18 protein-coding genes and 1 riboswitch are annotated in these 25,464 nt (G+C 47.6%); of the genes, 15 read left to right on the top strand and 3 right to left on the bottom strand.

The features are described from left to right. Window positions 1–36 precede the first annotated feature (36 nt). The 12 genes from QZ375_RS02200 to QZ375_RS02145 all read left to right on the top strand — a co-directional run bounded on the left by QZ375_RS02200 (window position 37) and on the right by QZ375_RS02145 (window position 16,257). The gene (locus QZ375_RS02200; protein WP_295214579.1) at window positions 37–729 is read left to right on the top strand and encodes a leucine-rich repeat domain-containing protein; all 693 of its coding nucleotides are present in this window, start codon (window positions 37–39) and stop codon (window positions 727–729) included. 20 nt (window positions 730–749) lie between these two features. Next, the gene (locus tag QZ375_RS02195; RefSeq protein WP_295214576.1) at window positions 750–1,421 is read left to right on the top strand and encodes a hypothetical protein; all 672 of its coding nucleotides are present in this window, start codon (window positions 750–752) and stop codon (window positions 1,419–1,421) included. A gap of 383 nt (window positions 1,422–1,804) precedes the next feature. After that, complete coding sequence (gene serC, locus QZ375_RS02190) at window positions 1,805–2,890, top strand: 3-phosphoserine/phosphohydroxythreonine transaminase (RefSeq protein ID WP_295214573.1); 1,086 nt, start codon at window positions 1,805–1,807, stop codon at window positions 2,888–2,890. A gap of 19 nt (window positions 2,891–2,909) precedes the next feature. Then, window positions 2,910–4,070: a phosphoglycerate dehydrogenase gene (locus QZ375_RS02185; RefSeq protein WP_295214570.1), complete on the top strand. Its 1,161-nt coding sequence runs from the start codon at window positions 2,910–2,912 to the stop codon at window positions 4,068–4,070. A 52-nt stretch (window positions 4,071–4,122) separates the two neighbouring features. Beyond that, window positions 4,123–4,237, top strand: a riboswitch (THF riboswitch). A 91-nt stretch (window positions 4,238–4,328) separates the two neighbouring features. Then, on the top strand, window positions 4,329–4,964 hold the full coding sequence (locus QZ375_RS02180; RefSeq protein WP_295214567.1) for a folate family ECF transporter S component: 636 nt from the start codon (window positions 4,329–4,331) through the stop codon (window positions 4,962–4,964). A 226-nt stretch (window positions 4,965–5,190) separates the two neighbouring features. After that, complete coding sequence (locus tag QZ375_RS02175) at window positions 5,191–6,555, top strand: tRNA nucleotidyltransferase (RefSeq protein ID WP_295214564.1); 1,365 nt, start codon at window positions 5,191–5,193, stop codon at window positions 6,553–6,555. Continuing rightward, complete coding sequence (locus tag QZ375_RS02170; RefSeq protein ID WP_295214560.1) at window positions 6,552–7,019, top strand: hypothetical protein; 468 nt, start codon at window positions 6,552–6,554, stop codon at window positions 7,017–7,019. Before QZ375_RS02175 ends, QZ375_RS02170 begins: the two co-directional genes overlap by 4 nt. 256 nt (window positions 7,020–7,275) lie before the next feature. Further along, window positions 7,276–8,004 (top strand): N-acetylmuramoyl-L-alanine amidase, encoded by a 729-nt coding sequence (locus QZ375_RS02165; RefSeq protein ID WP_295214557.1) that lies wholly within the window; start codon window positions 7,276–7,278, stop codon window positions 8,002–8,004. Window positions 8,005–8,189: 185 nt separating this feature from the next. Beyond that, a complete protein-coding gene (radA, locus tag QZ375_RS02160) occupies window positions 8,190–9,584 on the top strand; it encodes a DNA repair protein RadA (RefSeq protein WP_295214554.1) in 1,395 nt (464 codons plus the stop codon). A 76-nt stretch (window positions 9,585–9,660) separates the two neighbouring features. Then, entirely contained in the window at window positions 9,661–12,084 is a 2,424-nt protein-coding gene (locus tag QZ375_RS02155) for a leucine-rich repeat protein (protein WP_295214551.1), read from the top strand. A gap of 30 nt (window positions 12,085–12,114) precedes the next feature. Further along, entirely contained in the window at window positions 12,115–14,541 is a 2,427-nt protein-coding gene (locus QZ375_RS02150; RefSeq protein WP_295214548.1) for a leucine-rich repeat protein, read from the top strand. A 30-nt stretch (window positions 14,542–14,571) separates the two neighbouring features. Further along, the gene (locus QZ375_RS02145) at window positions 14,572–16,257 is read left to right on the top strand and encodes a leucine-rich repeat protein (RefSeq protein WP_295214545.1); all 1,686 of its coding nucleotides are present in this window, start codon (window positions 14,572–14,574) and stop codon (window positions 16,255–16,257) included. 77 nt (window positions 16,258–16,334) lie between these two features. Here the strand turns inward: QZ375_RS02145 and QZ375_RS02140 are convergent, their stop codons facing one another. Next, window positions 16,335–17,477 (bottom strand): zinc ribbon domain-containing protein, encoded by a 1,143-nt coding sequence (locus QZ375_RS02140; RefSeq protein WP_295214542.1) that lies wholly within the window; start codon window positions 17,475–17,477, stop codon window positions 16,335–16,337. 292 nt (window positions 17,478–17,769) lie between these two features. Between QZ375_RS02140 and ftsH the strand changes: the two genes are divergently transcribed. After that, the gene (gene ftsH, locus QZ375_RS02135; protein ID WP_295214538.1) at window positions 17,770–19,614 is read left to right on the top strand and encodes an ATP-dependent zinc metalloprotease FtsH; all 1,845 of its coding nucleotides are present in this window, start codon (window positions 17,770–17,772) and stop codon (window positions 19,612–19,614) included. A 72-nt stretch (window positions 19,615–19,686) separates the two neighbouring features. Here the strand turns inward: ftsH and QZ375_RS02130 are convergent, their stop codons facing one another. Together QZ375_RS02130 and asnB are read right to left on the bottom strand one after the other, a co-directional pair. Then, window positions 19,687–20,637 carry a leucine-rich repeat protein gene (locus QZ375_RS02130; protein WP_295214535.1) on the bottom strand — a complete coding sequence of 317 codons (951 nt, stop codon included), beginning with the start codon at window positions 20,635–20,637 and terminating at the stop codon, window positions 19,687–19,689. A gap of 125 nt (window positions 20,638–20,762) precedes the next feature. Then, window positions 20,763–22,595: an asparagine synthase (glutamine-hydrolyzing) gene (gene asnB, locus QZ375_RS02125; RefSeq protein WP_295214531.1), complete on the bottom strand. Its 1,833-nt coding sequence runs from the start codon at window positions 22,593–22,595 to the stop codon at window positions 20,763–20,765. Between the two features lie 328 nt (window positions 22,596–22,923). Here asnB and dcm point away from each other — a divergent pair, with 328 nt between their 5' ends. After that, a complete protein-coding gene (gene dcm, locus QZ375_RS02120) occupies window positions 22,924–24,381 on the top strand; it encodes a DNA (cytosine-5-)-methyltransferase (RefSeq protein WP_295214527.1) in 1,458 nt (485 codons plus the stop codon). Further along, complete coding sequence (locus tag QZ375_RS02115; protein WP_295214523.1) at window positions 24,368–25,438, top strand: hypothetical protein; 1,071 nt, start codon at window positions 24,368–24,370, stop codon at window positions 25,436–25,438. The genes dcm and QZ375_RS02115 overlap by 14 nt, the downstream gene beginning before the upstream one ends. The last annotated feature ends 26 nt before the right edge of the window (window positions 25,439–25,464 follow it).

The raw sequence follows: 25,464 nt of genomic DNA, 5'->3' as shown, positions 1-25,464 counted from the left end.
TGCCTTACCGCTGTATACCAGAGAGGAACGAACAATATGAGACAATTTCTGAAAAAGACACTTTGGGCTGCTCTTCTGACCGCAGCCTTTGCCCTGACCGCCACTGGCTGCGGCGAACAGGATGGAAACAGCACCGGTACGTCTTCTCCCGGCTCGGTAACACAGGCTCAGGAAGAAAACAACACTGCTACAGAAGCAGAAAATACTGCGCAGACCAATGCTTTCAGCTATCAGATGAACGATGACGGCACCATTTCTATCACCGGCTATTCCGGCTCGGAAACCGCACTGAATGTGCCGGCGACCATTGACGGCTATGTGGTCTCCGCCATCGAAAACCACGCCTTTGAGGCGAACTGGGATATCACCAGCGTGACTCTGCCCAATGGGCTGACTGCCATTGGTGAGGGTGCATTTATGGACTGCGGTTCGTTGACCACCGTTGCCATTCCGGAGACTGTTTCCCGGATCGACCGTGCAGCATTTGCTGGCTGCTCGATGCTGACTGCCATTTCCCTGCCGGAAACTGTTTCCGCTGTGATGGAAGAAGCCTTCACCGGCTGCGGCAGCCTCACCGACCTGACCATTGCAAACAGTGCGCTGGAATATGACAGATGGGGAATTATTGAGGGTGCAGAACCGCTGAACGTCACCATCACCTGCCCGTCCGGCTCTGCCATTGAGAGTTGGGCATCAGCAAATGGCATCGCAACACAGGCTCTTTCCTGATGCAGAAAGGATCACCATTTATGAAATCCATCTGGAACACTTCTCTGACACTTCTCCTCGCCGGCATGATGCTGACATCCTTTGCCGGATGCGAAAAAAATGATGACACTTCTAATGCTTCTGGTACTTCCGCAGAAAACAGTACGGAAGATTCCTATACCGTCACCGAGTCCAACCCGGAAGACATGGACTACAGTCTGACCTATGAAAGCGAAAAGATACCGGATGATATGGCGAAAACCATCGCTATGTACTTCTACGCCATTGACACCCAGAATTATAACTTATATCTGGAACAGATCGACCCTCTGTATCAGGAATCCATGGAGGCATTCCTCCAGGAAGAATACGGCTATGGCATGGAGACAGGGTTGGAACAGTATCACCAGACCCTGGTGAGCTATGCCGGCACAGACGATTTTACCATTACTGATATGGAATTTGCCCAGGCAGACGAGGTGCTGGCTGAAAATTTCGAAGAGGACACTGATTTTGTAGCAGAATATCTGAACGCCTACAGTCAGGCATTCGGCGAGGAATTTACCGCACAGCTTCAAAAAGAAGCTGCTGCGATCTACGACATTGCAGTGACTATGACCGGCAAAGACGGAGACGGAAATGATGTCACCATTCTATCGGATCTGGAACTGCTGGTAGTGGAACGTGACGATGGATATCGTATTCTGGGATAAGTGACAGAACTATCATAAAATGCAGGGCGGACTTGTGTTCGCCCGCAATTTTTATATAGGTGAAACTGTGTAAAAATAACACAATGTAGTACGTTATCACAATTAAAACTTTACTTTTTGTTCAAACACATTGTAGGGGCGAACTTTGTTCGCCCACCACGTAATTTCGAGGGATTTTCGGGCGAACAAAGTTCGCCCCTACAGTTTCTTTCGCTTTATCTCCAAAAGTATTACGGTATGTCATATGTTTTTCGTGGCAAAATTCCGGCAATACCTTGACAATTCTCCGGAAAAAGCGTATAATAAAAAGTACCGTGTCGAACGGCTCTATTTTGAATCATTTTTCAAGGCATTCCGCATGTCTTGCAGGAGGGTACCAAGCAATGAACAGAGTATATAATTTCAGCGCAGGCCCGGCAGTTCTGCCGGAAGAAGTTCTGCGTGAAGCAGCAGAAGAAATGCTGGACTATCATGGCACCGGCATGTCCGTTATGGAAATGAGCCACCGTTCCGCTGCTTTTGATGAGATCATCAAGACCGCAGAACAGGATCTGCGTGACCTCATGGGCATCCCGGACAATTACCGTGTCCTGTTTTTACAGGGCGGTGCGTCTCAGCAGTTTGCTGCTATCCCCATGAACTTGATGAAAAACGGTGTGGCAGATTATATTGTCACTGGTCAGTGGGCAAAAAAGGCATATCAGGAGGCACAGAAGTACGGCAAAGCTGTGAAGATTGCCACCTCTGAAGACGAAACCTTCTCCTATATTCCGGACTGCTCCGACCTGCCCATTGACGATGATGCGGACTATGTTTATATCTGCGAAAACAACACCATCTACGGCACAAAGTTCAAGACATTGCCCAACACCAAGGGCAAGCCTCTGGTGGCTGACGTTTCCTCCTGCTTCCTGAGTGAGCCGGTGGATGTCTCCAAATACGGCGTCATTTGGGGCGGCGTACAGAAGAACATTGGTCCGGCAGGCGTTGTGATCATGATCATCCGGGAGGATCTCATTCCGGAGACTACTCCTATTGAAAATACACCTACCATGCTGGCATGGAAAACCCAGGCAGACGCCAATTCCCTGTACAATACACCACCGTGCTATGGCATTTACATCTGCGGCAAGGTATTCAAGTGGATCAAGAAAATGGGCGGTCTGGAAGCGATGCAGAAGCACAATATTGCAAAAGCAAAGATCCTGTACGATTTCCTGGACGAGAGCAAGCTGTTCAAGGGTACTGTCCGCAAGGAAGACCGTTCACTCATGAATGTTCCCTTTGTCACCGGTGACAAGGATCTGGATGCAAAATTCGTCAAAGAAGCTGCTGCTGCCGGCTTTGTAAACCTGAAGGGACACCGCTCGGTAGGCGGTATGCGTGCCTCCATTTACAACGCTATGCCGATCGAAGGCGTAGAAAAGCTGGTAGAATTCATGCGTCAGTTTGAGGCGAATAACGCCTGAGGAAAGGACATCATTTATTATGTATACCATTCAGACACTCAATAAAATTTCCAAGGCGGGTACAGACCGTTTTGATGCAAACTATACGGTGACTGACACCGCAGAAAATCCGGATGCTATTCTGGTGCGCAGTGCTTCGCTTCATGAAACCGAATTCAGCGATAATCTAAAAGCCATTGCACGTGCCGGCGCCGGCGTCAACAATATTCCTCTGGACCGCTGCGCTGAGGCTGGCATCTGTGTATTCAACACACCGGGCGCCAATGCCAATGCCGTCAAGGAACTGGTACTGACCGGTCTGCTGCTGTCCTCCCGTAAGATCCCGGAGTCCATCGCATGGGCTTCTGAACTGAAAGACGGCGAGACACCTGTGGCAAAGCAGGTAGAAAAGGGCAAGAGCCAGTTTGCCGGCCCGGAGATCAAGGCCAAGACCCTGGGCATCATCGGTCTGGGTGCTATCGGCGCACTGGTGGCAAATGCTGCCGTTGCACTGGGCATGAAGGTCGTAGGTACTGACCCGTTCCTGTCCGTAGGTGCAGCGCTGCGCCTGAATCCGGCTGTCACGGTTGTCAATACCCAGGATGATGTCTTTGCTGCGGCAGATTATCTGACCATCCATGTCCCCTACAACGCAGACACCAAGGGCATGATCAATGCGGAGACCATCGCCAAGATGAAAGACGGCGTCCGTGTTCTCAACTACGCCCGCGGCGAACTGGTAAACGATGACGATATGATCGCAGCGCTGGAAAGCGGCAAGGTTTCCTATTACTGCACAGATTTCCCCAACGCAAAGACCTGCAATGCAAAGGGTATTATCGCAACACCCCATCTGGGTGCTTCTACCCCGGAGAGTGAGGACAACTGCGCAAGCATGGCAGCCGATGAGCTGATGGCTTATCTGGAACAGGGTGACATCCGCAACAGCGTAAACCTGCCCAATGCACAGCTCCAGACCGTATACACCAAGGTCTGCGTCATCCACCGGAATGTTCCGGCAATGATCTCCGCTATGACAACTGTGATTGGCGAAACTGGTGCAAATATTGAAAATATGCTGAACACCAGCAAGAATGACTATGCTTACACGATCCTGGACATCGATGGCGTTACTGATGCTATGGTTGACGCACTGAATGCCATTGACGGCGTACTGCGTGTCCGTGTGATTGCCAAGTAATTTTTCATTTTACGGCATCTATTCGGGAAACCGAAACAAAATAGATTGCATTTCCAGAGTAGGAAACGGTGCGTTAAGTGTCCGGCAGACGGGGAGTTGCTGCCGGAACGAAAAGTGATACGAATCCCTTCGTATCACTTGCGGTGCCGATTCCGCATCCCGCTGAATGCATCATAAGAAGTCTCTCAGAAAAACTCCTTATGTGCACGAAGCATCATTTTTATGTGCTGTCCCAAAGGGACAGAAGGAGGTTTTTTCATGAGAGGCTTTTTGTCTATTTTCACAGAATCCGCAAAGGAATTCACCAAGGTGCGCAGCCTGGTGGTCACTGCAATGTTCGTTGCCATTTCCATGGTCATCGAATCCTTTTCCATCGACATTGCATTTGCGAAATTGAACTTTGCATTTCTCGCCATCGCCGTGATCGGTATGCTGTTTGGTCCGTGCATGGGTCTGATGGCTGGGTTCGCCTGCGATATCGTGGGCTATCTGGTACACCCGGACGGCGGTTTCCTACCCATGTATGTTCTGGTAGGCGGTTTGCAGGGACTGATCTACGGTATCTGCCTGTATCAAAAGGCAAACCAGCACAGCATTCTGTATACCAACAACAGCACCGGAAAATCTACAGACATTACCCTGTTTCTACGGGCAATTGTGGCACGGCTGCTGGATGTAGTACTCATCAATCTGCTGATCAACACAAAACTGAATCTGCACTATGGATTCATTCCCCAGGAGGCTTATGGCTCTGCCATTGTGGCAAGAATCGCAAAAAATATGATCGAGTTCGCCATTGATCTGCCTTTGCTCTTCGTCCTGCTGCCCATTGCCGCAAAGGCATACAGCATGATCTTCCGCAAGGGTGCGGTCTCCAGAACCACTGCGAGCTGATTCCAATTTGGAAATAAAAACCGACCAATAACTCCCGATCGGAAATAAAAACAACACCCACAGTTCCCGCATCGCTCTGGATGCACATGGAACGGTGGGTGTTTTTATATAACCAATACAATGATCCCCTCCTCCCCTTTCAGGTAAGGCAAATGTTATTGAAAAAATAACCGCTATGTGATATAATACTTAAAAAGCTATCAACAAATGAAGGGTTGGTGAGACCATGACAGATATGGAAGCCGCAAGGGCGATCGCCGAAAAGGCGGCCGAACTGGGCGGAACGGTGTATTTTGTGGGCGGCTATGTCAGGGACAAGCTTCTTAAGCTGGAAAACAAGGACATCGACATTGAGATCCATGGTATCCATGCTGCAGCACTGGAGCAGATCCTTGATTCCATAGGCGAATGTATTAAAATCGGGAAAAGCTTCGGAATCTATGGCTTAAAAGGGTATTCTCTTGACATTGCCCTGCCCCGAACAGAAAGACGCACCGGGACTGGACACCGGGATTTTACAGTGACTTCCGACCCTTTTATGGGGACTTATGAAGCGGCAAAACGCAGAGATTTTACCATCAATGCCCTGATGGAGAACGTCCTTACAGGCGAGATCACCGACCAATTCGGCGGTCAGGCGGATTTGCAGAAAGGGGTACTCCGCCACATTGATGATACCACATTTACAGAAGATCCCCTGCGAGTACTCAGGGCGGCGCAATTTGCCGCAAGATTTCATTTTTCAATTGCTGCGGAGACGGCAGAACTTTGCAGAAGCATTGACTTATCTCCCCTCTCCAAGGAGCGTGTCATGCTGGAAATGGAAAAAGCTCTGTTGAAATCGGACAAGCCCTCTGTATTCTTTGAGGAACTGAGAAACATGGAGCAATTGGGATATTGGTTTCCGGAACTGCAAGCGCTTATCGGACTCCCCCAGAATCGGGAGCATCACCGTGAGGGAGACACATGGACACATACCATGATGGTACTGGACGAAGCTGCGAAAAGACGGAACATGGTGCGGTATCCCCTGGGATTTATGTTGTCTGCCTTGTGCCACGATTTTGGCAAGGCGGTCTGCACCACAGAGGTTGACGGGATAATTCACTCCTACGGTCATGAAACAGAGGGGTTGCCATTGGTTCGGCAGTTCCTCCATCGAATCACATCGGAAACGAAACTGGTGCAGTATGTCCTGAATATGACAAAATTGCATATGCAGCCGAATATGATGGCAGGTGCAGGATCACGGCTGAAATCTACCAATAAGCTGTTAGATCGGGCTGTGGAGCCATTTGATCTGATACAGTTGAGTATTTGCGACGGTCTGGGGAAAATTCCTCAGCGCAACAATACAGAAAAATTTCTCATGCAGCGCTATGAGATATTTGTGGAAATAATGGCAAAGCCGTATGTCATGGGCAAAGATCTGATCGAGGCAGGACTCAAGCCCTGTCAGCAGTTTTCGGAGATTCTGGCGTATGCCCATAAACTGCGGCTGGCAGGCTGTGACAAGGAAAATGCACTTCGACAGAGCCTTGCCTATGCCAGAAAAGTGTTAAAAATAAATATAGAGGATGATTGTATATGAAACGTATCTTAGTAAAATCCGTTTTTGGTGCTTTTGAATATGTCATGCAGCACTACTATCCCTTCGGTCAGGAGGCAGAAGTTGAACGGAGTGATACCTATGCTGTGATCTCCATTCAGGATTCTCACACGCAGGGCTTTGGGGTGCAGTTCACTGAGAATCAATACTGCAAAGGTGTTCTTACGCTCCATTTCGATGATATTGTCCGTGAGGTCGAAGGTGCTGTCCTATTCACTGATGACATGGCAGATCAAATTATAGCTTTCATCAAATCTCATAAGTCTGTAGACACTTTATTGATCCATTGCTATGCCGGACAGTCACGTTCCAGAGCGGTCGGCGCATTCGTGGTTGAGATGCTCGGCGGTGACAATCGGAAATATTTTGAAAAAGGTACGCCGAATCAGTATATCTATGATGTACTGGAGACAGCATGGGTAAGATGGCAGCTAACAAGGTTTTGAGCAATAGAGATAAAATTTAGGCAATAGTGCAAAGTCGTCAGGCATACTTTGTGCGGTATTGTCTTTAGGCTATACGAAAAAAATTCTATAAAGGCAGCACTCACTTTTCCCGCATCGCTCTGAATGCCAATGGAGGAGTGGCAAGCGTTTTTGTACAGCCAATACAGCTGGGAAAAGACATAATCTCCCCTGCTGTCTCATACAATGAGGCAGGATAAGCCGGATGGATTCCGGCAGCTTGCAGGAGGGAAATGGTATGAAACTGACTTGGAAATCCATTGCAAAACGAACCGGCATTGTACTGCTTGCCAGCGGTATCAGTGTGACGGCAATTTATTTCGGCGGTACCCGGATCCAGCGTGCAGTGAGCACAATGTCTGCACCGGAAAAGGAAACACCGATCATCATTTTAGATGCAGGACACGGCGGTATGGATGGGGGCTGTTCCTCTGTGAACGACGTCCCGGAAAAGGGCATCAACCTGAACATTCTCCTCAGTCTCCGTGACATGCTGCAGATGGAGGGCTATACGGTAGAGGTCACACGGGACACCGACCGCAGCATTCACGATGAAGGAATCGAAGGCGTTGCCAACCAGAAAAGCTCCGATATGGACAATCGGCTGGCGCTGTTCAACAAATATGACAACGCCGTCTGCATTTCCATCCATCAGAACCAGTTCACTGACCCGGCATATTCCGGTGCCCAGATGTTCTATTCGGACAATGTGAAAGGTAGCAGTGCCCTGGCACAGACCTTGCAGAACGCTTTTGTGGCGCAAATTCAACCAGACAACGCACGAGAAGTGAAGCTATGCGGCAAGGAACTATACTTATGCTATTTCAGCGAAAATCCCACGGTCATGGTAGAATGCGGCTTTTTGTCCAATCCGGAAGAGGCAGCCCTTCTGGAATCGGAGGAATATCAACAGAAAGTGGCATTTACCATCTTTTCAGGGCTGAACCAGTATTTTGACCAAAAGTGACAGAAAACAGAATATGTAAAATTGCTGTATCGTTGGAAAACGGTACGGCATTTTTTGCATCTGTGCAGTTGAAAGCAAGGGCTTGATATGGTATAATCATAGTGAGACTTTGCAGGGCGGATATCATCCGCCAGCTTCATATTGAACTTTTGACGCAACATGAATCAAAATAGGAGAGATAAACCATGCCAAAACCCAAAACCATCTACCGCTGCACCGAGTGCGGCTATGAAAGCGCCAAATGGAACGGCAAGTGTCCATCCTGCGGCGCATGGAATACCCTGGAAGAAGATGTTCCCCTGCCCGTTCCCTCCGGCACAGGCAATGCCCGGCGGAAACCGGTAGACCTGACCGACCGCATTCAGGAGCTCCAGGAAGTGGACACCTCTGCCGATGTGCGCTATCATACCGGCGTAAGTGAACTGGATCGTGTGCTGGGCGGCGGTCTGGTACGAGGTTCCATTGTCCTGCTGGGCGGCGAGCCGGGTATCGGTAAAAGTACTCTGCTCCTGCAAATCTGCCAGTATTTCGGCGAAGAGCACTCGGTGCTGTATGTCTCCGGGGAAGAATCCGCCAAGCAGATCAAACTTCGTGCCCAACGGCTGAGTGTTACCACAGAAAACCTGTACCTGCTGACCGTCACAGATGCCCAGAGCATCTGCGATACCATTGCATCCTGCAAGCCGGATATTGTCATTATCGACTCCATCCAGACCATGCACATGGAAGAAATCTCCTCCAGCCCAGGCAGCCTCACCCAGGTGCGGGAGTGCACCAATCTGTTTATGCATACAGCGAAGCAGCTGGATATCCCCATCTGGATCGTGGGGCATGTGAACAAGGACGGTGCCATTGCCGGACCGAAGGTCATGGAACACATTGTAGATACAGTGCTGTACTTCGAAGGCGAACGAAACTTGTCCTACCGGATGCTCCGGGCAGTGAAAAACCGCTACGGCTCTACCAATGAAGTGGGTGTCTTTGAAATGCAGGACAGCGGTCTCCACGAAGTACCCAATCCCTCGGCAATGCTGCTGGACGGCAGACCCCAAAACGTTTCCGGCACCTGCGTCACCTGCATGTTAGAGGGTTCTCGTCCCATTTTGGCGGAAATTCAGGTACTTGCCACAAAGAGCGGTTTTTCCGCACCACGGCGGCAGACTCAGGGATTCGATTACAGCCGCATGATCATTCTCATTGCAGTACTAGAAAAGCATCTGGGGCTGTTTTACGGCACATTAGATGTGTATTTGAACGTGGTAGGCGGCTTCAAGCTGGATGAACCTGCCGGCGATCTGGCGGTAGCACTGTGCCTGTTTTCCTCTCTGGTGGACAAGCCCATCTCCGAAAAAACCGTGGCATTCGGCGAAGTGGGCTTAGGCGGCGAAGTCCGTGGGATATCTCACATCCGGCGGCGTGTACTGGAGGCGGAGCGCATGGGCTTCACCCGGTGTATTGTGCCGCAGCAGTGCCTACATGAGTTAAAAGGCGGTACATACCAAATCAAAATTGCTGGAGTTCGAAATCTGCGCCAGGCATTTGCCGTGCTGGAAAAAGATGCGAAAGAAGAAAAGAGATGAATTCTGGTCATAATCTTGTCTTTTCTAGGACAAAGTGGTATAATATTGCTATATTAAGATTTGGAGGTTTTTCTATATGAAATTTTGGAAACGTGTTATGGCAGCAGTGACTGCCGGGCTGCTCTGCGTGGGAAGTGTTCCAGTAATGCAGACAGTTTTACCTGAAGTAGAGATTGCGACAAGCGCAGACGAGTATACTTATGGGGATTTGTCGTATTCTGTATTGGATGACGGGACAATTGAGATTACGGATTGTGATGAAACGGCTGCGGAAGTAGAAATTCCTGCAGAGATTGACGGGATAGCGGTGACAAGCATTGGATATAAAGCGTTTTATTCGTGCGACAAACTGACCTCCATTATTATTCCAGACGGTGTAACAAGCATTGGACACGATGCGTTTGAAGCATGTACCAATCTGATTTCTATCGACATACCAAACAGTGTGACGAGTATTGATAATTATGCGTTTTTTGAATGCTATCGCTTGGCTTCCATCTCTATACCAGACAATGTAACAAGCATTGGTGGCGGGGCATTTGAAGATTGTACCAGTCTGGCCTCTATCACCATTCCAGACAGTGTAACAACCATTGGAAACGGTGCATTTTGTCACTGCACCAGCCTGACTTCTTTCAGTGTATCAGATAACAATACTTCTTATTGCTGTATAGATGGTGTACTATTCAATAAAGATCAAACAGAACTGATTTCTTACCCCAACGAGAAATCAAGCACTTATATCATTCCAGAAGGCATTTCAAGCGTTGGAAGCTCTGCATTTAAAGGCTGCGATAATCTGACCTCTATTACCATCCCAAACAGTGTGACAAGTATTGGACGCAGTGCATTTGAATCGTGTACCAGCCTGACCTCTATCACCATACCAAACAATGTGACAAGTATTCATGAGGCTATGTTTTTTGGATGCTATAACCTGACCTCCATCACCATTCCGGACAATGTGACGAGTATCGATAACCTCGCATTTTATGAATGCTATAAATTGACTTCCATCACCATACCAGACAGTGTGACGAGTATTGGAAATAGAGCATTTGCCTGCTGTACAAGTCTCACTGCAATTGCCATCCCAGACAGCGTAACAGAAGTTGGCCTCGGTATGTTTTACGGTTGCTCTGAACTACAATCGGTAACACTTTCAAATCAAATTACGGAATTGCTTTCTTCTGATATTCATGGCTTTTTTCAAAACTGTTTCAGCTTAACGGAAATCGTCATTCCAGACGGTGTGACACGTATTGAGTACAATGCATTTTCTAACTGCACTGCACTGACTACCATTACTCTTCCTGCAACTTTGACCAATATTGGCGATAATGCATTTGAGGCGTGTGATAATCTGACAGACGTGTATTATGGTGGCTCAGAAGCTTCGTGGAATGAAAGGACATGGAGTGTAAAAAGTGAGGAACCGCTTTTAAACGCAAATATACATTATAATCTGACTTATCGGATTTTGGAAGATGATACAGCTGAAGTGGTTTCCTGTGCCAAAGATGCTGATCAAGTGACAATTCCAGAAAAGGCTTATGGTGTTCCGGTAACAAGCATTGCAAAAAGCGCATTTGCAGATTGCAATTTGATAGAGCGGCTTGTCATTCCAGATGGCATCACTGCCATCCAATCCAATACCTTTTTCAATTGTACTGAGTTGGCAGAAATCACGATCCCGGACAGTGTGACCAGCATTGATGCATCTGCATTTTCCGCATGTACCAGTCTTTCCGACGTCTACTATGCCGGAACTATGGCACAGTGGCAGACGATTACCATTGCAGAGGAAGGAAATGAGCCGCTCTTCGCTGCGACCATTCATTGCAGTGACGGCGACATCATTCTGACTTATCGGATTTTGGATGATGGTACAGCAGAAGTCGTTTCCTGTGCCAAAAACGCCACTCAAGTGACAATTCCGGAAAAGGCTTATGGCGTTCCGGTAACAAGCATTGCAGAAAGCGCATTTGCGGATTGCAATTTGATAAAGCTGCTTGTCATTCCGGACAGCGTCACCACCATTCAGCGCAGCACCTTTTCCAATTGTACTGCGCTAGAGGTAATCACGATTCCGAACAGTGTGACCAGCATTGATGCACTTGCATTTTCCGCATGTTCCAGTCTTTCCGATGTCTACTATACGGGAACTATAGCACAGTGGCAGACGATTGCCATTTCTGAAGAAGGAAACGAATCGCTCTCCTATGCGACCATCCATTGCAGTGACGGTGATATTATACCGGAAATACAGTCTGGTGACATTGACGGCGATAACACCATCGATGCAGATGACGCCTATTTCTGTCTCCTCGCCTATGCAAAAATTTCCTTGAACCAGGATTCTGGGCTGACAGATGCACAAGTGAAAGCAGCAGATGTAGACGGTGACGGCAGCATTACTGCAAATGATGCCTACTATATTCTGCTGTATTATGCCAAAAAGTCTGTGGGACAAGATGTCACATGGGAAGAAATTCTGTAATTTGGAGATTATGAAAAAGGAGTTTTGAAAATGAAATTTTGGAAACGTGCTATAGCAGCAGTGACTGCCGGATTACTCTGTGTTGGCAGTGTTTCGGTAATACAGACGATTTTGCCGGAGACAGAGCTCACTGCAAGTGCAACTTATCTTCATCACGACACATACGATATTTTCAACTTTGATGAATATTTTTCAGACGATGCCGTAAATTTGGAACCCGGCACAGGTACGCATATCTGGATCACCGGCTGTGATGCTTCGGTGACTTCTGTGGAGATTCCCAGCGAGATCAACGGTGTTCCCGTGACAGGGATTTCTGGCGGTGCATTTCAGGATTGTACCAATCTGACGGATGTGACCATTCCCGACAGCATTCTGGACATCCAAGCCAATGCCTTTGCCAACACCCCTTTTCTAACAGCGGCAGAGGCGGCGGCTGTAGACGGCTTCGTGGTGGTGGATGGCTTCTTACTGGAGAGTGAACAGCAGGGTGATGTGGTTGTTCCGGCGGGAATCGGCATAAAAACCATTGCAGCCGGAGCATTTGATCGGGATCTGACCAGTATCGTTCTACCAGAGGGTCTGAAAAGAATCGGGCACGCAGCATTTTATTTTCATGAAGATCTGGGAAATGTGATCCTGCCAGAGAGTCTGGAGAGCATCGGCGCTTCTGCATTTTACGACTGCACCAGCATGACAGAAATCGTCATTCCGGACACCGTCACAAGCATAGAAGAATCTGCATTTGCAGAATGCCTGCGCCTGACAAATGTCACACTTCCAGCAAATCTGACGAGAATTGAAGACGATCTCTTCCGTGCCACAAGCGTAGCAGAGATCAATCTGCCGGGAACCCTGACCTATATCGGTTCAGACGCTTTTTGCTCCTGCGATTTTACCTCCCTTGTCATTCCGGACAGTGTCACAGAAATCGCCGGGAGTGCATTCCGCCATTGTGAAGATCTGACCAGCATTATCCTGCCGAAAGCCCTCACAAGCATAAATTTTCTTACCTTTTACAATTGCAACCAGCTGACCAGCATTACCATTCCCAACAGCGTAACAAGTATCGGAAATTTCGCATTTGAGAATTGTACCAGTTTGACAGATATCAATATGCCCGAAACGCTGACGAATTTTGGCGATCAGGTATTTGATGGAACTGCCTGGCTGGAAATGAAGCGTACAGAAAGTCCCCTGGTCATCCTCAATAGCGTAGTGATTGACGGCACCACCTGTTCCGGCGAAGTGGTGCTTCCAGCAGACGTTATAAAAATCGGACCTCGAGCATTTTACGAGTGTACAGCACTGACCGGCATTACCATACCAGAGAGTGTTACTGTCATTCAGGAAAGTGCATTTTCAGGCTGTACCGGTTTGGCAGAGATGGTACTGCCTCAGTGTGTGACCAGTATTGGGAACAGCGCTTTTCAGGATTGTACCAGTTTGACACAGATCACCATGTCTACAGGCATTGTCTACATCGGGAAAAGCGCCTTTCAGAATTGCATCGGATTGACAGAAGTTGTTTTGCCGCAAGGCGTTAACACAATTGGCGAAAGCGCATTCCGAGGCTGCACTTCTCTGACACGGCTCTCTATTCCCGATAGTGTGACGAAAATTCCCTCGGAGATGCTGTATAACTGTACGGCTCTGGAATATTTCATTGTCCCGGTGAAGACCGAAAGCATTATGAAAGGGGCATTTTACGGTTGTGAGAATCTCAAGGAAGTCGTTCTTCCAGATACGGTAACGCTCATCGGGCAGCGTGCGTTCACAGGATGTGCTGCCCTGACGGATATTTACTACAACGGCAGCGCAGACCAATGGGAAAAAATCACGCTGTATAGCGAAAATGAAGCATTGGAGAATGCAGCGATACACTATGGCGTTTCTTATCAGCAGGTAGAAAACAATGCATTTGTCGTAAGCGGATGTGATGCTGATATAACAGAAACGGAAATCCCCGCAGAACTGATGGGAGTGCCTGTAACTGGAATCAGCAGCAATGCATTTGCAGCGTCCAATCTCACCAGCCTGACCTTGTCGGACAGCATTGTCCAGATCGAATCGAATGCATTCAACGGCTGCAAAAAGCTAACGAATGTATACTACGCCGGAACGATAGATCAATGGCATACAATTTCCATTTCAGATACAGGAAATAGCACACTTTCCTATGCCACGATCCATTGCAGTGACGGCGACATTGCACCGGAAATACAGCCCGGTGACATCGACTGCGACACCATCATTGATGCCAACGACGCTTACCTCTGTCTCCTCGCCTACGCAAAACAATCCTTAGGCAGTGACACCGGGCTGACCGATACACAGATGAGAGCAGCAGACGTAGACAACGACAGCAGTGTTACTGCAAATGATGCCTACTATATCCTGCTGTATTATGCCAAAAAGTCTGTGGGACAAGATGTCACATGGGAAGAAATTCTGTAATTTGGAGATTATGAAAAAGGAGTTTTGAAAGTGAAATTTTGGAAACGTGTTATGGCAGCTTTGACTGCCGGTCTGCTTTGTATTAGTATTGCCCCTGTTGTACAGACGGCTCAGCCAGAGATGAAAATTACGGCGAGTGCGGAAACGGATGACGGTTTCAAATATGGAGTGATGTTCAGCGGAACAATTGCAATTACACAATGCATTTCCAATGCAACAGAATTGGAAGTTCCGGCTGAGATCGACGGATTAGCGGTAACTGCTATTAATAATGTGGCATTTGAATATTGCCGCAATCTGACTTCTGTCATCATTCCAGACAGTATCACAAGAATTGAAAGGAATGCGTTTAAGAATACGCCCTTATTAAATGAGCAAACTGGCGTCAAATATGCAGATACATGGGTGATAGACTGCGATACCGATGTGACCGACGCAGAATTCAAAGCCGGAACAAGGGGAATTGCAAATGAAGCGTTCCAGGACTGCACCAATCTGACTTCTGTTGTCATTCCAGACGGCGTGACAAGCATTGGCAAATCTGCATTTGCAGGCTGTGAAAGTTTAGTCTCCGTTATCATTCCAGACAGCGTGACATACATTGGAGAGGATGCGTTTTCGGGTACACCTTTGCTCAACAATCAGACTGGCATCAAATATGCAGATACATGGGCCATTGGCTGCGATGGCGATGTAACAGACGCAGCACTCAAAGATGGAACAAAGGGCGTTGCAGGAAGGGCTTTTTACAAGAACACAAGCCTGACCACGGTCACCATTCCTGACAGTGTGGTAGGAATCTCGTCAAGCGCATTTTACGACTGTGACAATTTAGAGGCTGTATATATTACAGATCTGGCAGCATGGTGCAGAATGAACATCAGCTCCTATGACAGCAGCCCCCTATACTATGCAGAAAAGCTCTATCTCAATGACAATCTTGTCACAGAATTGACGATTCCCGGCAGTATCACAAGCATTAAAAATTCTACATTCAGTGGATGCAAAAGTCTCACCGCTGTTACCATCCCAAACAGTGTCACAAATATTGGCAGCTTTGCCTTTTTATCCTGCAGCAACTTAGCTGATGTTTCCATTCCAGACAGCGTAACAAGTATCGGACACTATGCATTCAACGGCTGCCGCCGGCTGACGAAGGTGGAAATCCCGGACAGTGTGACATACATTGGAGACACTGCATTTGCGTATAACACCAGACTGACGACAATTACAATTCCGGACGGTATCACAAGCCTGAAAGATTATACATTTGATGCCTGTGCCAGTCTGACCTCTATTACCATTCCGAAAAGCGTGACCAGCGTGGAAAAATGTGCATTTTATGGCTGCAACGCATTGACAGATGTTTATTACGATGGTACAAAGGAAACATGGGATGCCATCAGCGTGGCAAACAGCAACCAAGCACTAACAAGTGCCACCATTCATTTTGCAGACGGCACAGTACAAGAGGGCTATCTTCTGGGGGATACTGACAGCAACACCATCATTGATGCCAACGACGCTTACCTCTGTCTCCTCGCCTACGCAAAAATGTCCGTGAACCAGGATTCCGGGCTAACAGATGCACAAATAAAAGCAGCAGACATAGACAACGACAGCAGTGTTACTGCAAATGATGCCTACTATATCCTGGTGTATTACGCCAAAAAGTCTGTGGGACAAGATGTGACTTGGGAGGAAGTCCTGAGATAAAACCACAATAACACAAAAAACCGGAACGACCACACCGATCGTTCCGGTTTTGTTTTTATGCTTATGTATGTGTGACCTTACATTTTCTGACCGCAAGAGCCGCAGAACTTACTGCCTAGTTCATTCTGTACACCGCAGTGAGGACAGAGCTGCACGGTTGGCTCAGAAGCAGAGGTTTCTGCCTTGGTTTCCGGTGCCTCGGTGTAGACAAATTCCGGAGTCGGTTCTGGTTCTGCCGCAGCTGCAGGTGCTGCCGGCTGCATTTCCGCAATCTTTGCCTTTTTCCGCTTTGCCTTAACAACAGCATTGGTGCAGATCCCGATGGATGCCACGATCATGCCACAAAGTGCAACTGTCAGACTGGACCATACCGCCGGCAGCAGCAGCGTGGGAAGTCCATCTGCTGCAAAAGATAGCGCTGGGATCATGTCAAACACATTCACCAGCAACAGCAGAATACCGCTGACTGCCAGCACAAGCAAACTGGGAATGGCAACTGCACAGCCATAGCCTGTAAGGAATCTGCCCTTGCGCCAGTGCCCTTTGATCGCCAGAAACAGCCACAGAATAAAGCAAACAACTGGGTAAACACCAAAGGTGATCACACCTGACATGGTGCAGGAAAACCGCACGAAAAATTTCCCGAAACCAGAACCGATTTTCTCCTGAAGATTCTCGTTCCAGTCTGCAATATCATCGCCCATGCTCCATTGGATCGACTGACGATCCGCTTCTGCAAAGGTCACGCCGGTCTCTTTCTGCATCCGTGTCGCCAGATCCACCTGCATCAGATCTGCAATGTCATTCACATCCAGTTCCGGCAGGGTATCGGTCTTCTTGTTGAGATAGGCACTCAGCTCGTGCAGATAATCACAGAAAAATTCATTGACCTCCGGCTGTGCCATGACTGTTTCGGCATACTCCTGGGATAGATTGGGTGCATCCCACAGATACCAGTCGTATATCCACGTACCCAGCTTCTGAGTCTTGCCGCCCTCTGTGATCTCCGCCTGGGATAGATCTACTTTAGAAAGTGCCTTCGAAAGACTGCCCTGGGTCAATGCCGTGTGCATTGTCATACTGCACAAGAAGAAAATTCCCAGAATACATGTCAAAATAAACAGTAGAACCGACCCAATGACAGCACCGCCGCCGGGTTTCTTCCCGGATCTTGTGCCGCCCGGTTCGGATGGTGTTTTTTCTTTCTTTGCCTTTGCCATGTTGTTTCCTCCGTTTCTTGCCGCCGAAGGGCATTATACCGAACGGCTGTTCCGATGTTGTTTTTATTTTCTTCATTATAGCATTCTTTGAAATGACTGTCAAGAGCGGCTTTGGAAAGCACAGCAGTTCCATCTATGAAAATCCAGCGCACCAGTTGAATTTACTCCAGTTGAATTTATCATCAAACTTTCACACAGAACGCTTGCGTTCGACAAATTTATATGATATGATGTATTATCATAGGCTATTGCCATTCGGTGCTTTGCTGCACCGTTCTACAGGAGCGTGTATATGGAAGAACAAAAGAAACCACGGAAGCCATTGATCTCCTACTGGATCATCGCCCTCTGCGTATTTATGCTATTACAGGCGTTTGTATTTCCGAATCTGTTCAACCGCAAGATAGAAGAAGTTGGTTATGACACTTTTATCAGCATGACAGAAGATAAGGAGATCGGTTCTGTACAAATCGAATCCAACCAGATTACCTTTACAGATAAGGACGAAAAACATATTTACCGCACTGGCACCTTGAATGATCCGGATCTCATCGACCGCCTTTACAAATCTGGTGCGGAATTCAAGTCAGAGATCGACAGCGGCACCAATCCTCTGCTTTACATTTTGGTCAGCTATGTTCTGCCCATCGCCCTGATGCTCTTGATATTCCGCTTCTTCAGCAAGAAAATGACAGAGCGCATGGGCGGCGGCGATGGTTCCATGATGTTCGGCATGGGCAAGAGCAACGCCAAAGTCTATGTGAAGTCCACCACAGGTATTAAATTCCAGGATGTCGCCGGTGAAGAAGAGGCCAAGGAACTGCTCGCCGAGATCGTGGACTATCTTCACAAACCGGAACGCTACAAGGAGATCGGCGCATCCATGCCGAAAGGTGCACTGCTGGTAGGCCCTCCCGGAACTGGTAAAACTTTATTGGCAAAGGCAGTTGCCGGTGAAGCAAGCGTACCCTTTTTCTCCATTTCCGGTTCGGAATTCGTAGAGATGTTCGTCGGCATGGGTGCGGCAAAGGTTCGTGACCTGTTCAAGCAGGCAAACGAAAAAGCGCCATGTATCGTCTTTATCGACGAGATCGACACCATCGGCAAAAAGCGTGACGGCGGACAGATGGGCGGCAACGATGAACGGGAACAGACCCTGAACCAGCTGCTCACGGAAATGGACGGTTTCGACGGTTCCAAGGGCGTTGTCATTCTTGCCGCCACCAACCGTCCGGAGTCTCTGGATCCGGCGCTGCTGCGTCCGGGACGATTTGACCGGCGGATCCCCGTAGAGCTGCCCGATCTCCAGGGGCGCATTGACATTTTAAAAGTCCATGCGAAGAAAATCAAGCTGGCCGGCAATGTGGACTTTTCTGCCATTGCCCGAACAGCCGCCGGCGCATCCGGTGCGGAGCTTGCGAATATCATTAACGAAGCTGCACTGCGTGCCGTCCGGCTGGGAAGATCCTGTGCCACACAGGAAGATCTCATGGAGAGCGTGGAAGTGGTCATTGCCGGATATCAGAAGAAAAACCGGGTACTCTCCAACAAGGAGAAACTCACCGTTTCCTACCACGAGGTAGGACATGCCCTGGTTGCAGCAATGCAGTCCCAGTCCGCACCGGTACAGAAGATCACCATTATTCCCCGGACATCCGGCGCACTGGGATATACCATGCAGGTGGACGAGGGCGAGCATTTCCTCATGACAAAAACGGAAATGGAAAACAAGATCGCCACTCTTACCGGCGGACGTGCCGCAGAGGAATTGATATTCCACGAGATCACAACCGGTGCCTCCAACGACATTGAACAGGCAACGAAGCTGGCACGCTCTATGGTGAGCCGCTTCGGTATGAGCGAAGAATTCGGCATGGTGGCAATGGAAACGGTACAGAGCCAGTATCTGGGCGGTGACGCAAGTCTCACCTGTTCCATGGAGACCCAGACGAAGATCGACAAGAAGGTCACGGAAATCATTCAGACCCAGTACGACCGTGCCATGCAGATGCTCCAGTCGAATCAGGGAAAGCTCCACGAGATCGCAAAATATCTCTACGAGCACGAGACCATCACCGGAGACGAGTTCATGCAGATTCTGAACCGTCCCATGATCGAAGCAGAGCAGCCGTCGTAATTACAAGCAAAACAAAAACCCCGTGTGCAGTTCAGATTGCACATGGGGTTATTTTTATGAGTTTGTTCTGATTCAGCCGAGGAGTTCAGCCCAGGAAACATCCTGACCCACAGATTTCTTTGCGTAGTACAGCAGGATATAGTAAGCGTCATTGGCATCGACTGTTCCGTCGTCGTTCACATCTGCCGCCTGAATTTGTGCATCGGTCAGACCGGATCTGCTGCCCACAGACATTTTCGCATAGGCGAGGAGGCAGAAGTAAGCATCGTTTGCGTCAACTGTGTTGTCGCCGTCGATGTCGCCGGTGGACGGGGTGATTTCGAATGATGTACTGTTGAAGTGAATGGTAGCGTTCAGGAGATAGTCATTTCCTGAAGTAAATAATTCAATTGCATTCCACTCTTCTTCTGTACCGCTGTAATAAACATCAGTTAAACTGGTACAATTACCAAACGCACTCCATCCAATACCGATCACGCTATCTGGAATAATAACCTCAGTCAAACTGGTACAACTACCAAACGCACCATGTTCAATGCTGATCATACTATCCGGAATGGTAATCTCAGTCAAACTGGTGCAACCAGTAAACGCATAGCTTCCAATGATTGTCACACTATCCAGAATGGTAATCTGGGTCAAACTGTTACACCCCAAAAATGTACGCCCTGCAATGCTTGTCACACTATCCGGAATGGTAATCTCAGTCAAACTGGTGCAACCAGAAAACGCACTCCATCCAATGCTAGTCACGCTGTCCGGAATCGTGATATCAGTCAAACTGGTACACTCAGAAAACGTTTCCTTCCCAATACTGGTCACCGCCATCCCATCAATCTCCGCCGGGATCTCTACTTCCGTCGCACTTTCATTGCAGTCCGTGATCTCCACAGTTCCACCCTCGAACACGGTATACGTCAAATCACCATAAGTATAATCCTTCGCACTGACCGTCCACGGTAAACTCATGGCACAAATCGTCCCTGCCGTCATCACCGCACAAATCTTTTTCCACATCCTCATCTTTTGAATCCTCCTTTTTTCGGACGTATTTTTCATATTATACCATAAATCCAGAACAATTGCAATCTCATTGCAGAAATTTTCACAAAAATGGTGCGCACCCCAAAAGAATGCGCACCGTTTATTCATACAATCTTCACCTGATATCGCAGCATCCAATCATTCATCTGCACAAAATACGCCATAATCTGCGGCCGTGTCATGAGCTGGCCATACCACTGCACCGACTCCTCGCTCTCCAGCAGATGCCCCAGCATATCCTTGCGCACCAGCTGTAATACCGGAGACTGGGGATCACGCACCACCTCTTCCAGCATATGGGACACCGCTGCCAGATAGCTGGGGTTGTGGGTCTTGGGGTATGGGCTTTTCTTCCGCCAGAGCACCTCCGGGGGCAGGGCATCCTGCATGGCAGTCCGCAGCAAGCCCTTCTCATAGCCATTCCAGTCCTTATACTCCCAGGGCACATTATACAGATACTCCGCAATACGATAATCGCAGAAGGGTACACGCACCTCCAATGCGCTGTACATGCTCATGCGGTCTTTCCGATCCAGCAGCGTCTGCATAAACCAATCCAGGTTCATCTTCATCATCTCCCGCATCCGTGCCTCCAGAGGCGAATCGTCCGGCAACTTTTCCGCCGAAGCAATGGTACGTTCATAGGCATCCTGCACATATTGCTGGGCGTCGATCTCCGCCGCAAACTCCGGGCGCAGAAACTGACTGCGATAGGCGGTGCTCTGCGCCCAGGGGAAACCATTCACACGGCGCACATCTGGGTCACGATACCAGGGATACCCTCCGAACAATTCGTCTGCGCATTCCCCGGAAAGGGCAACGGTAACTTCCTGACGTATCTCCCGGCAGAACAGCAGCAGCGAGCTGTCCACATCCACCATGCCCGGCAGATCTCTTGCCTCCACTGCCGCAGAAAGTGCCTCCGCCAGCGCCGGCGTATCCAACACCGTCCAGTGGTGCTGACTGCCCAGATATCGTTCCATACAGCGGATATAGGTAGGGTCGCTGGTAGGCTGGAAGTGGCTTTTTTGAAAATAACGGTCATTGTCCCGATAGTCCACGGAAAAGGTATGCAGTTCTTCCCCACGGCTATGCAGTTCCCGGCACGCCAGTGACGAAAGCAGACTGGAATCCAATCCACCGGAAAGGAACGTACCGATGGGTACATCGGACACCAGCTGCCGCCGGACAGCATCGGTGACAAGCTCCCGGACATGCTCCGCCGTCTGAGAAAAGGATTCCGTATGGACAGCGGCGTGGAGTTCCCAGTAAGGGTGCAGATGCAGTGTACCCTGCATATAATAGCCGCAATGCGCCGGCTTCACCTCCCGCACTGTGCGGAATACACCATAACCCGGCGTGCGTCCCGGTCCCATAAGGAGCAGCTCAGAAATACCGGTCTTGTCGATCTCGTGGGGCACGTCTGGATGTTTCAGAAGTGCCTTGATTTCAGAGCCAAACACCAGACCACCCGGAATTTCCGCATAAAACAGCGGTTTTACGCCGATGCGGTCTCTCGCCAGAAAGAGCCGCTGGGCGTGGTGTTCCCAGATGGCAAAGGCAAAAATGCCGTTGAATTGTTCCACGCACCGAGGCCCCCAGTTGGCGTAAGATTGCAAGATCACTTCGGTGTCGCAATGGGTCTGGAACTGTACACCTTCCCGTTCCAGCTGCCCACGCAATTCCGGAGTATTGTACAGCTCGCCGTTGTAGACGATGGTATAGGTCTCGCCGCTGACGGTAGTTTCCATAGGCTGTCTGCCATGTTCCACGTCAATGACTGCAAGACGTGTATGCGCCAATGCGCAGTGTTCCTCCAGAAAAATGCCCTCCTGATCGGGACCCCGTCGGTTTAACGTTGTCTGCATTTGCCGCAGCAATGTCTCTTGTTTCCGCAAATCCTGTTCCATATGCACCATGCCGGTGATTCCACACATAGAGAATGCCTCCTGTTCTGATGATCTGTCTTTATTCTATGCAGGAATGCACCATTTCTTGCAGATGGACAGCAAAAAACCGGAACGGTCAGTGTCGCTCCGGTTTGGGATCTTTATGAAACAGGGGTTCAGTTGAAAAGTTCCGCCCAGGAAACTTCCTGACCCACAGATTTCTTTGCGTAGTACAGCAGGATGTAATAAGCGTCATTGGCGTCAACGGTGTTGTTTTAAAATATAAAGTTCTCCAGAGTTTACAAATTGCCTATTGAAAATATTCGCCAAAACGAATATAATAATACTATACCTATTTATAAGGAGCAATGTTGAAATGACGGATTTTATAACTGTTAAAGAGGCGGCAGATAAATGGGCTATAACTCCTCGTCGTATTCAGGTTTTATGTAATGAAAATAGAATTGCAGGCGCAATAAAACAAGCAGGTGTATGGTTTATTCCGTATAGCACTCAAAAACCCACAAAGCAAAAGAAATTAAAAGCAAATGAAAAAAGATTGTCAACTCTAAATGTTCTGTCACTATTCTCAGGGTGTGGTGGAATGGATTTGGGTTTTGAGGGTGATTTTGATGTGCTTTCCGCTTCTGTGAATACAAAAATACACCCTGATTGGGGTATCCCATCAAATACCAATCCAATGTGGACGCATCTTTCAAAAACAAGATTTCATAGTATATTTGCAAATGACATTAGAGAAGACGCTAGAACTGCTTGGACAGCCTATTTTTCAAAAAAAGGAATAAGTGAGAGCACATACTGTTTAGATAGTATTGTTGATTTGGTTAAACTTCATAAAGAAAACGGTATCAATGTTTTCCCAAAAAATGTCGATGTTGTAACCGGAGGATTTCCTTGCCAGGATTTTTCTGTTGCAGGCAAAAGATTAGGTTTTGATTCTGATAAAAGTCATACAGGAAGTAAGATTCTTGACAATTCAGTTCCGAGCGGTGAAAGCAGAGGACAACTTTATATGTGGATGCGTGCTGTAATTGCTATTACAGAGCCAAAGGTATTTATAGCGGAAAATGTTAAAGGTCTTACCAATTTAGCGGATGCAAAAGAAATTATTGAAAATGATTTCCGTACGGTTTCAGACAATGGGTATTTGGTTGTAAGTGCAAGAGTTTTACACGCTGCAAACTATGGGGTGCCACAATCAAGAGAACGCGTGTTTTTTATAGGGTTTAAGAAATCGGAACTCACAGAAGAAGCGAAAATAGCGTTATCATCTTCAAACATTCCTCCTGAATATGACCCCTATCCGCCGGCTACACACGCATATAATGTTCAGGGGAAAGACCTATTACCGCCGACAAATCTCATCCAGGCGTTTTACGGATTGGAAGAACCTAATGAAACGGATGATTTATCACAGCAGAGGTATTCAAAAGCAAAATTTATGGGGAAACATTGTCAAGGACAAAACGAGGTGAATTTGGACAGTATCTCCCCGACAATTCGTTCGGAACATCACGGAAATATTGAATTTCGCAGATTAAGTGAAGAACACGGTGGAAAGCATAAAAAAGAATTAGAAAATGGTTTAAAAGAACGCCGTCTAACAATCCGTGAGTGTGCAAGAATACAAACATTTCCTGATGATTATGATTTTATTATACCGTCAAGAAACGGTAAAAAGGGAGTATCTGCTTCCGATGCCTATAAGATAATCGGAAATGCTGTGCCACCACTTTTAGCATATAATATTGCAAAACAAATTGAAAAAAATTGGACATTATATTTTGGAGATGAAAAGAATGATAATATCTGAGAATAGAAAACCACCTATTGAAGAATTTCGTAAATTGATGACTGCAACAGATGAATTATTGAACAAAGAAGCTGTCGGTCGTGAGAAATATTATTCCAAAAGAAATGGCACAGATCTCGAAGAAGATGTTTATGATGCGTTGGAACGATGTGCAATTCATACTCCATTCGAAGGGACAATACAATTAGTATCAGGTGCGTCTTTTCCAGACATTGTCGCAAATAAATATTATGGTGTAGAGGTAAAAAGCACAAATAAAAACCATTGGAAATCTATCGGAAGTAGCATACTTGAGTCAACAAGAAATCAAAATGTTGAAAGAATATATCTAACATTTGGGAAATTAGGCTTGCCCATTGCATTTAAGAGCAGACCTTATGAAGAATGCTTATCAGGAATATCGGTTACGCATTATCCTCGTTATCAAATTGATATGGAATTGAAACAAGGGGAAACTATTTTTGATAAAATGGGAATCCCTTATGACACCTTACGAAAAATGGATAATCCCGTTGCACCTGTATCTAAATATTACAAAAGCCTATTAAAAGAAGGCGAAAGTCTTTGGTGGGCTTCAGATTCGGATGTTGAATCAAGTGAAGTTCCTGCGACAGTAAAATTATGGAGCGTTCTTTCTCCTGATGCAAAAACATATTTTACAGTCCAAGGATATGCCCTATTCCCTGAAATATTAAGTCGTGGGAATAGTAAAAAATATCAGAGATATGCACTATGGCTTGCAACGAATTGTGGAATTATCAATACCAATATTCGTGACCAGTTTTCTGCGGGCGGTCAAGTTGATATACGAACTATCAATGGCAATTTTGAGAAAATGCCTGCCGCATTTGGAAGAATCAAAAAGAACAGAGATTTAATTGTTGAAACAATTTTAACAGCAAGCGAAGAAACTCTTTGTGAGTATTGGGGCGTAAAGGAAATTGCTGAAAATCGTATTGCTCAATGGTGTCAGATAACCGCTTCTATGGTCGACGAAAAAATAGGATATATGACAGCCTATAAATTGCTATGTGGAATTTTCGGATTCGCTAAATGATTTTTTAATATTTACAATAAACAATA

Origin of the sequence: Ruminococcus sp., assembly GCF_019417665.1 — a bacterium.
Taxonomy (GTDB): Bacteria; Bacillota; Clostridia; order Oscillospirales; family Ruminococcaceae; genus Ruminococcus_C.
The sequence above is the reverse complement of the archived record's forward strand: the minus strand, read 5'-3'. Positions and strand labels throughout refer to the sequence as shown.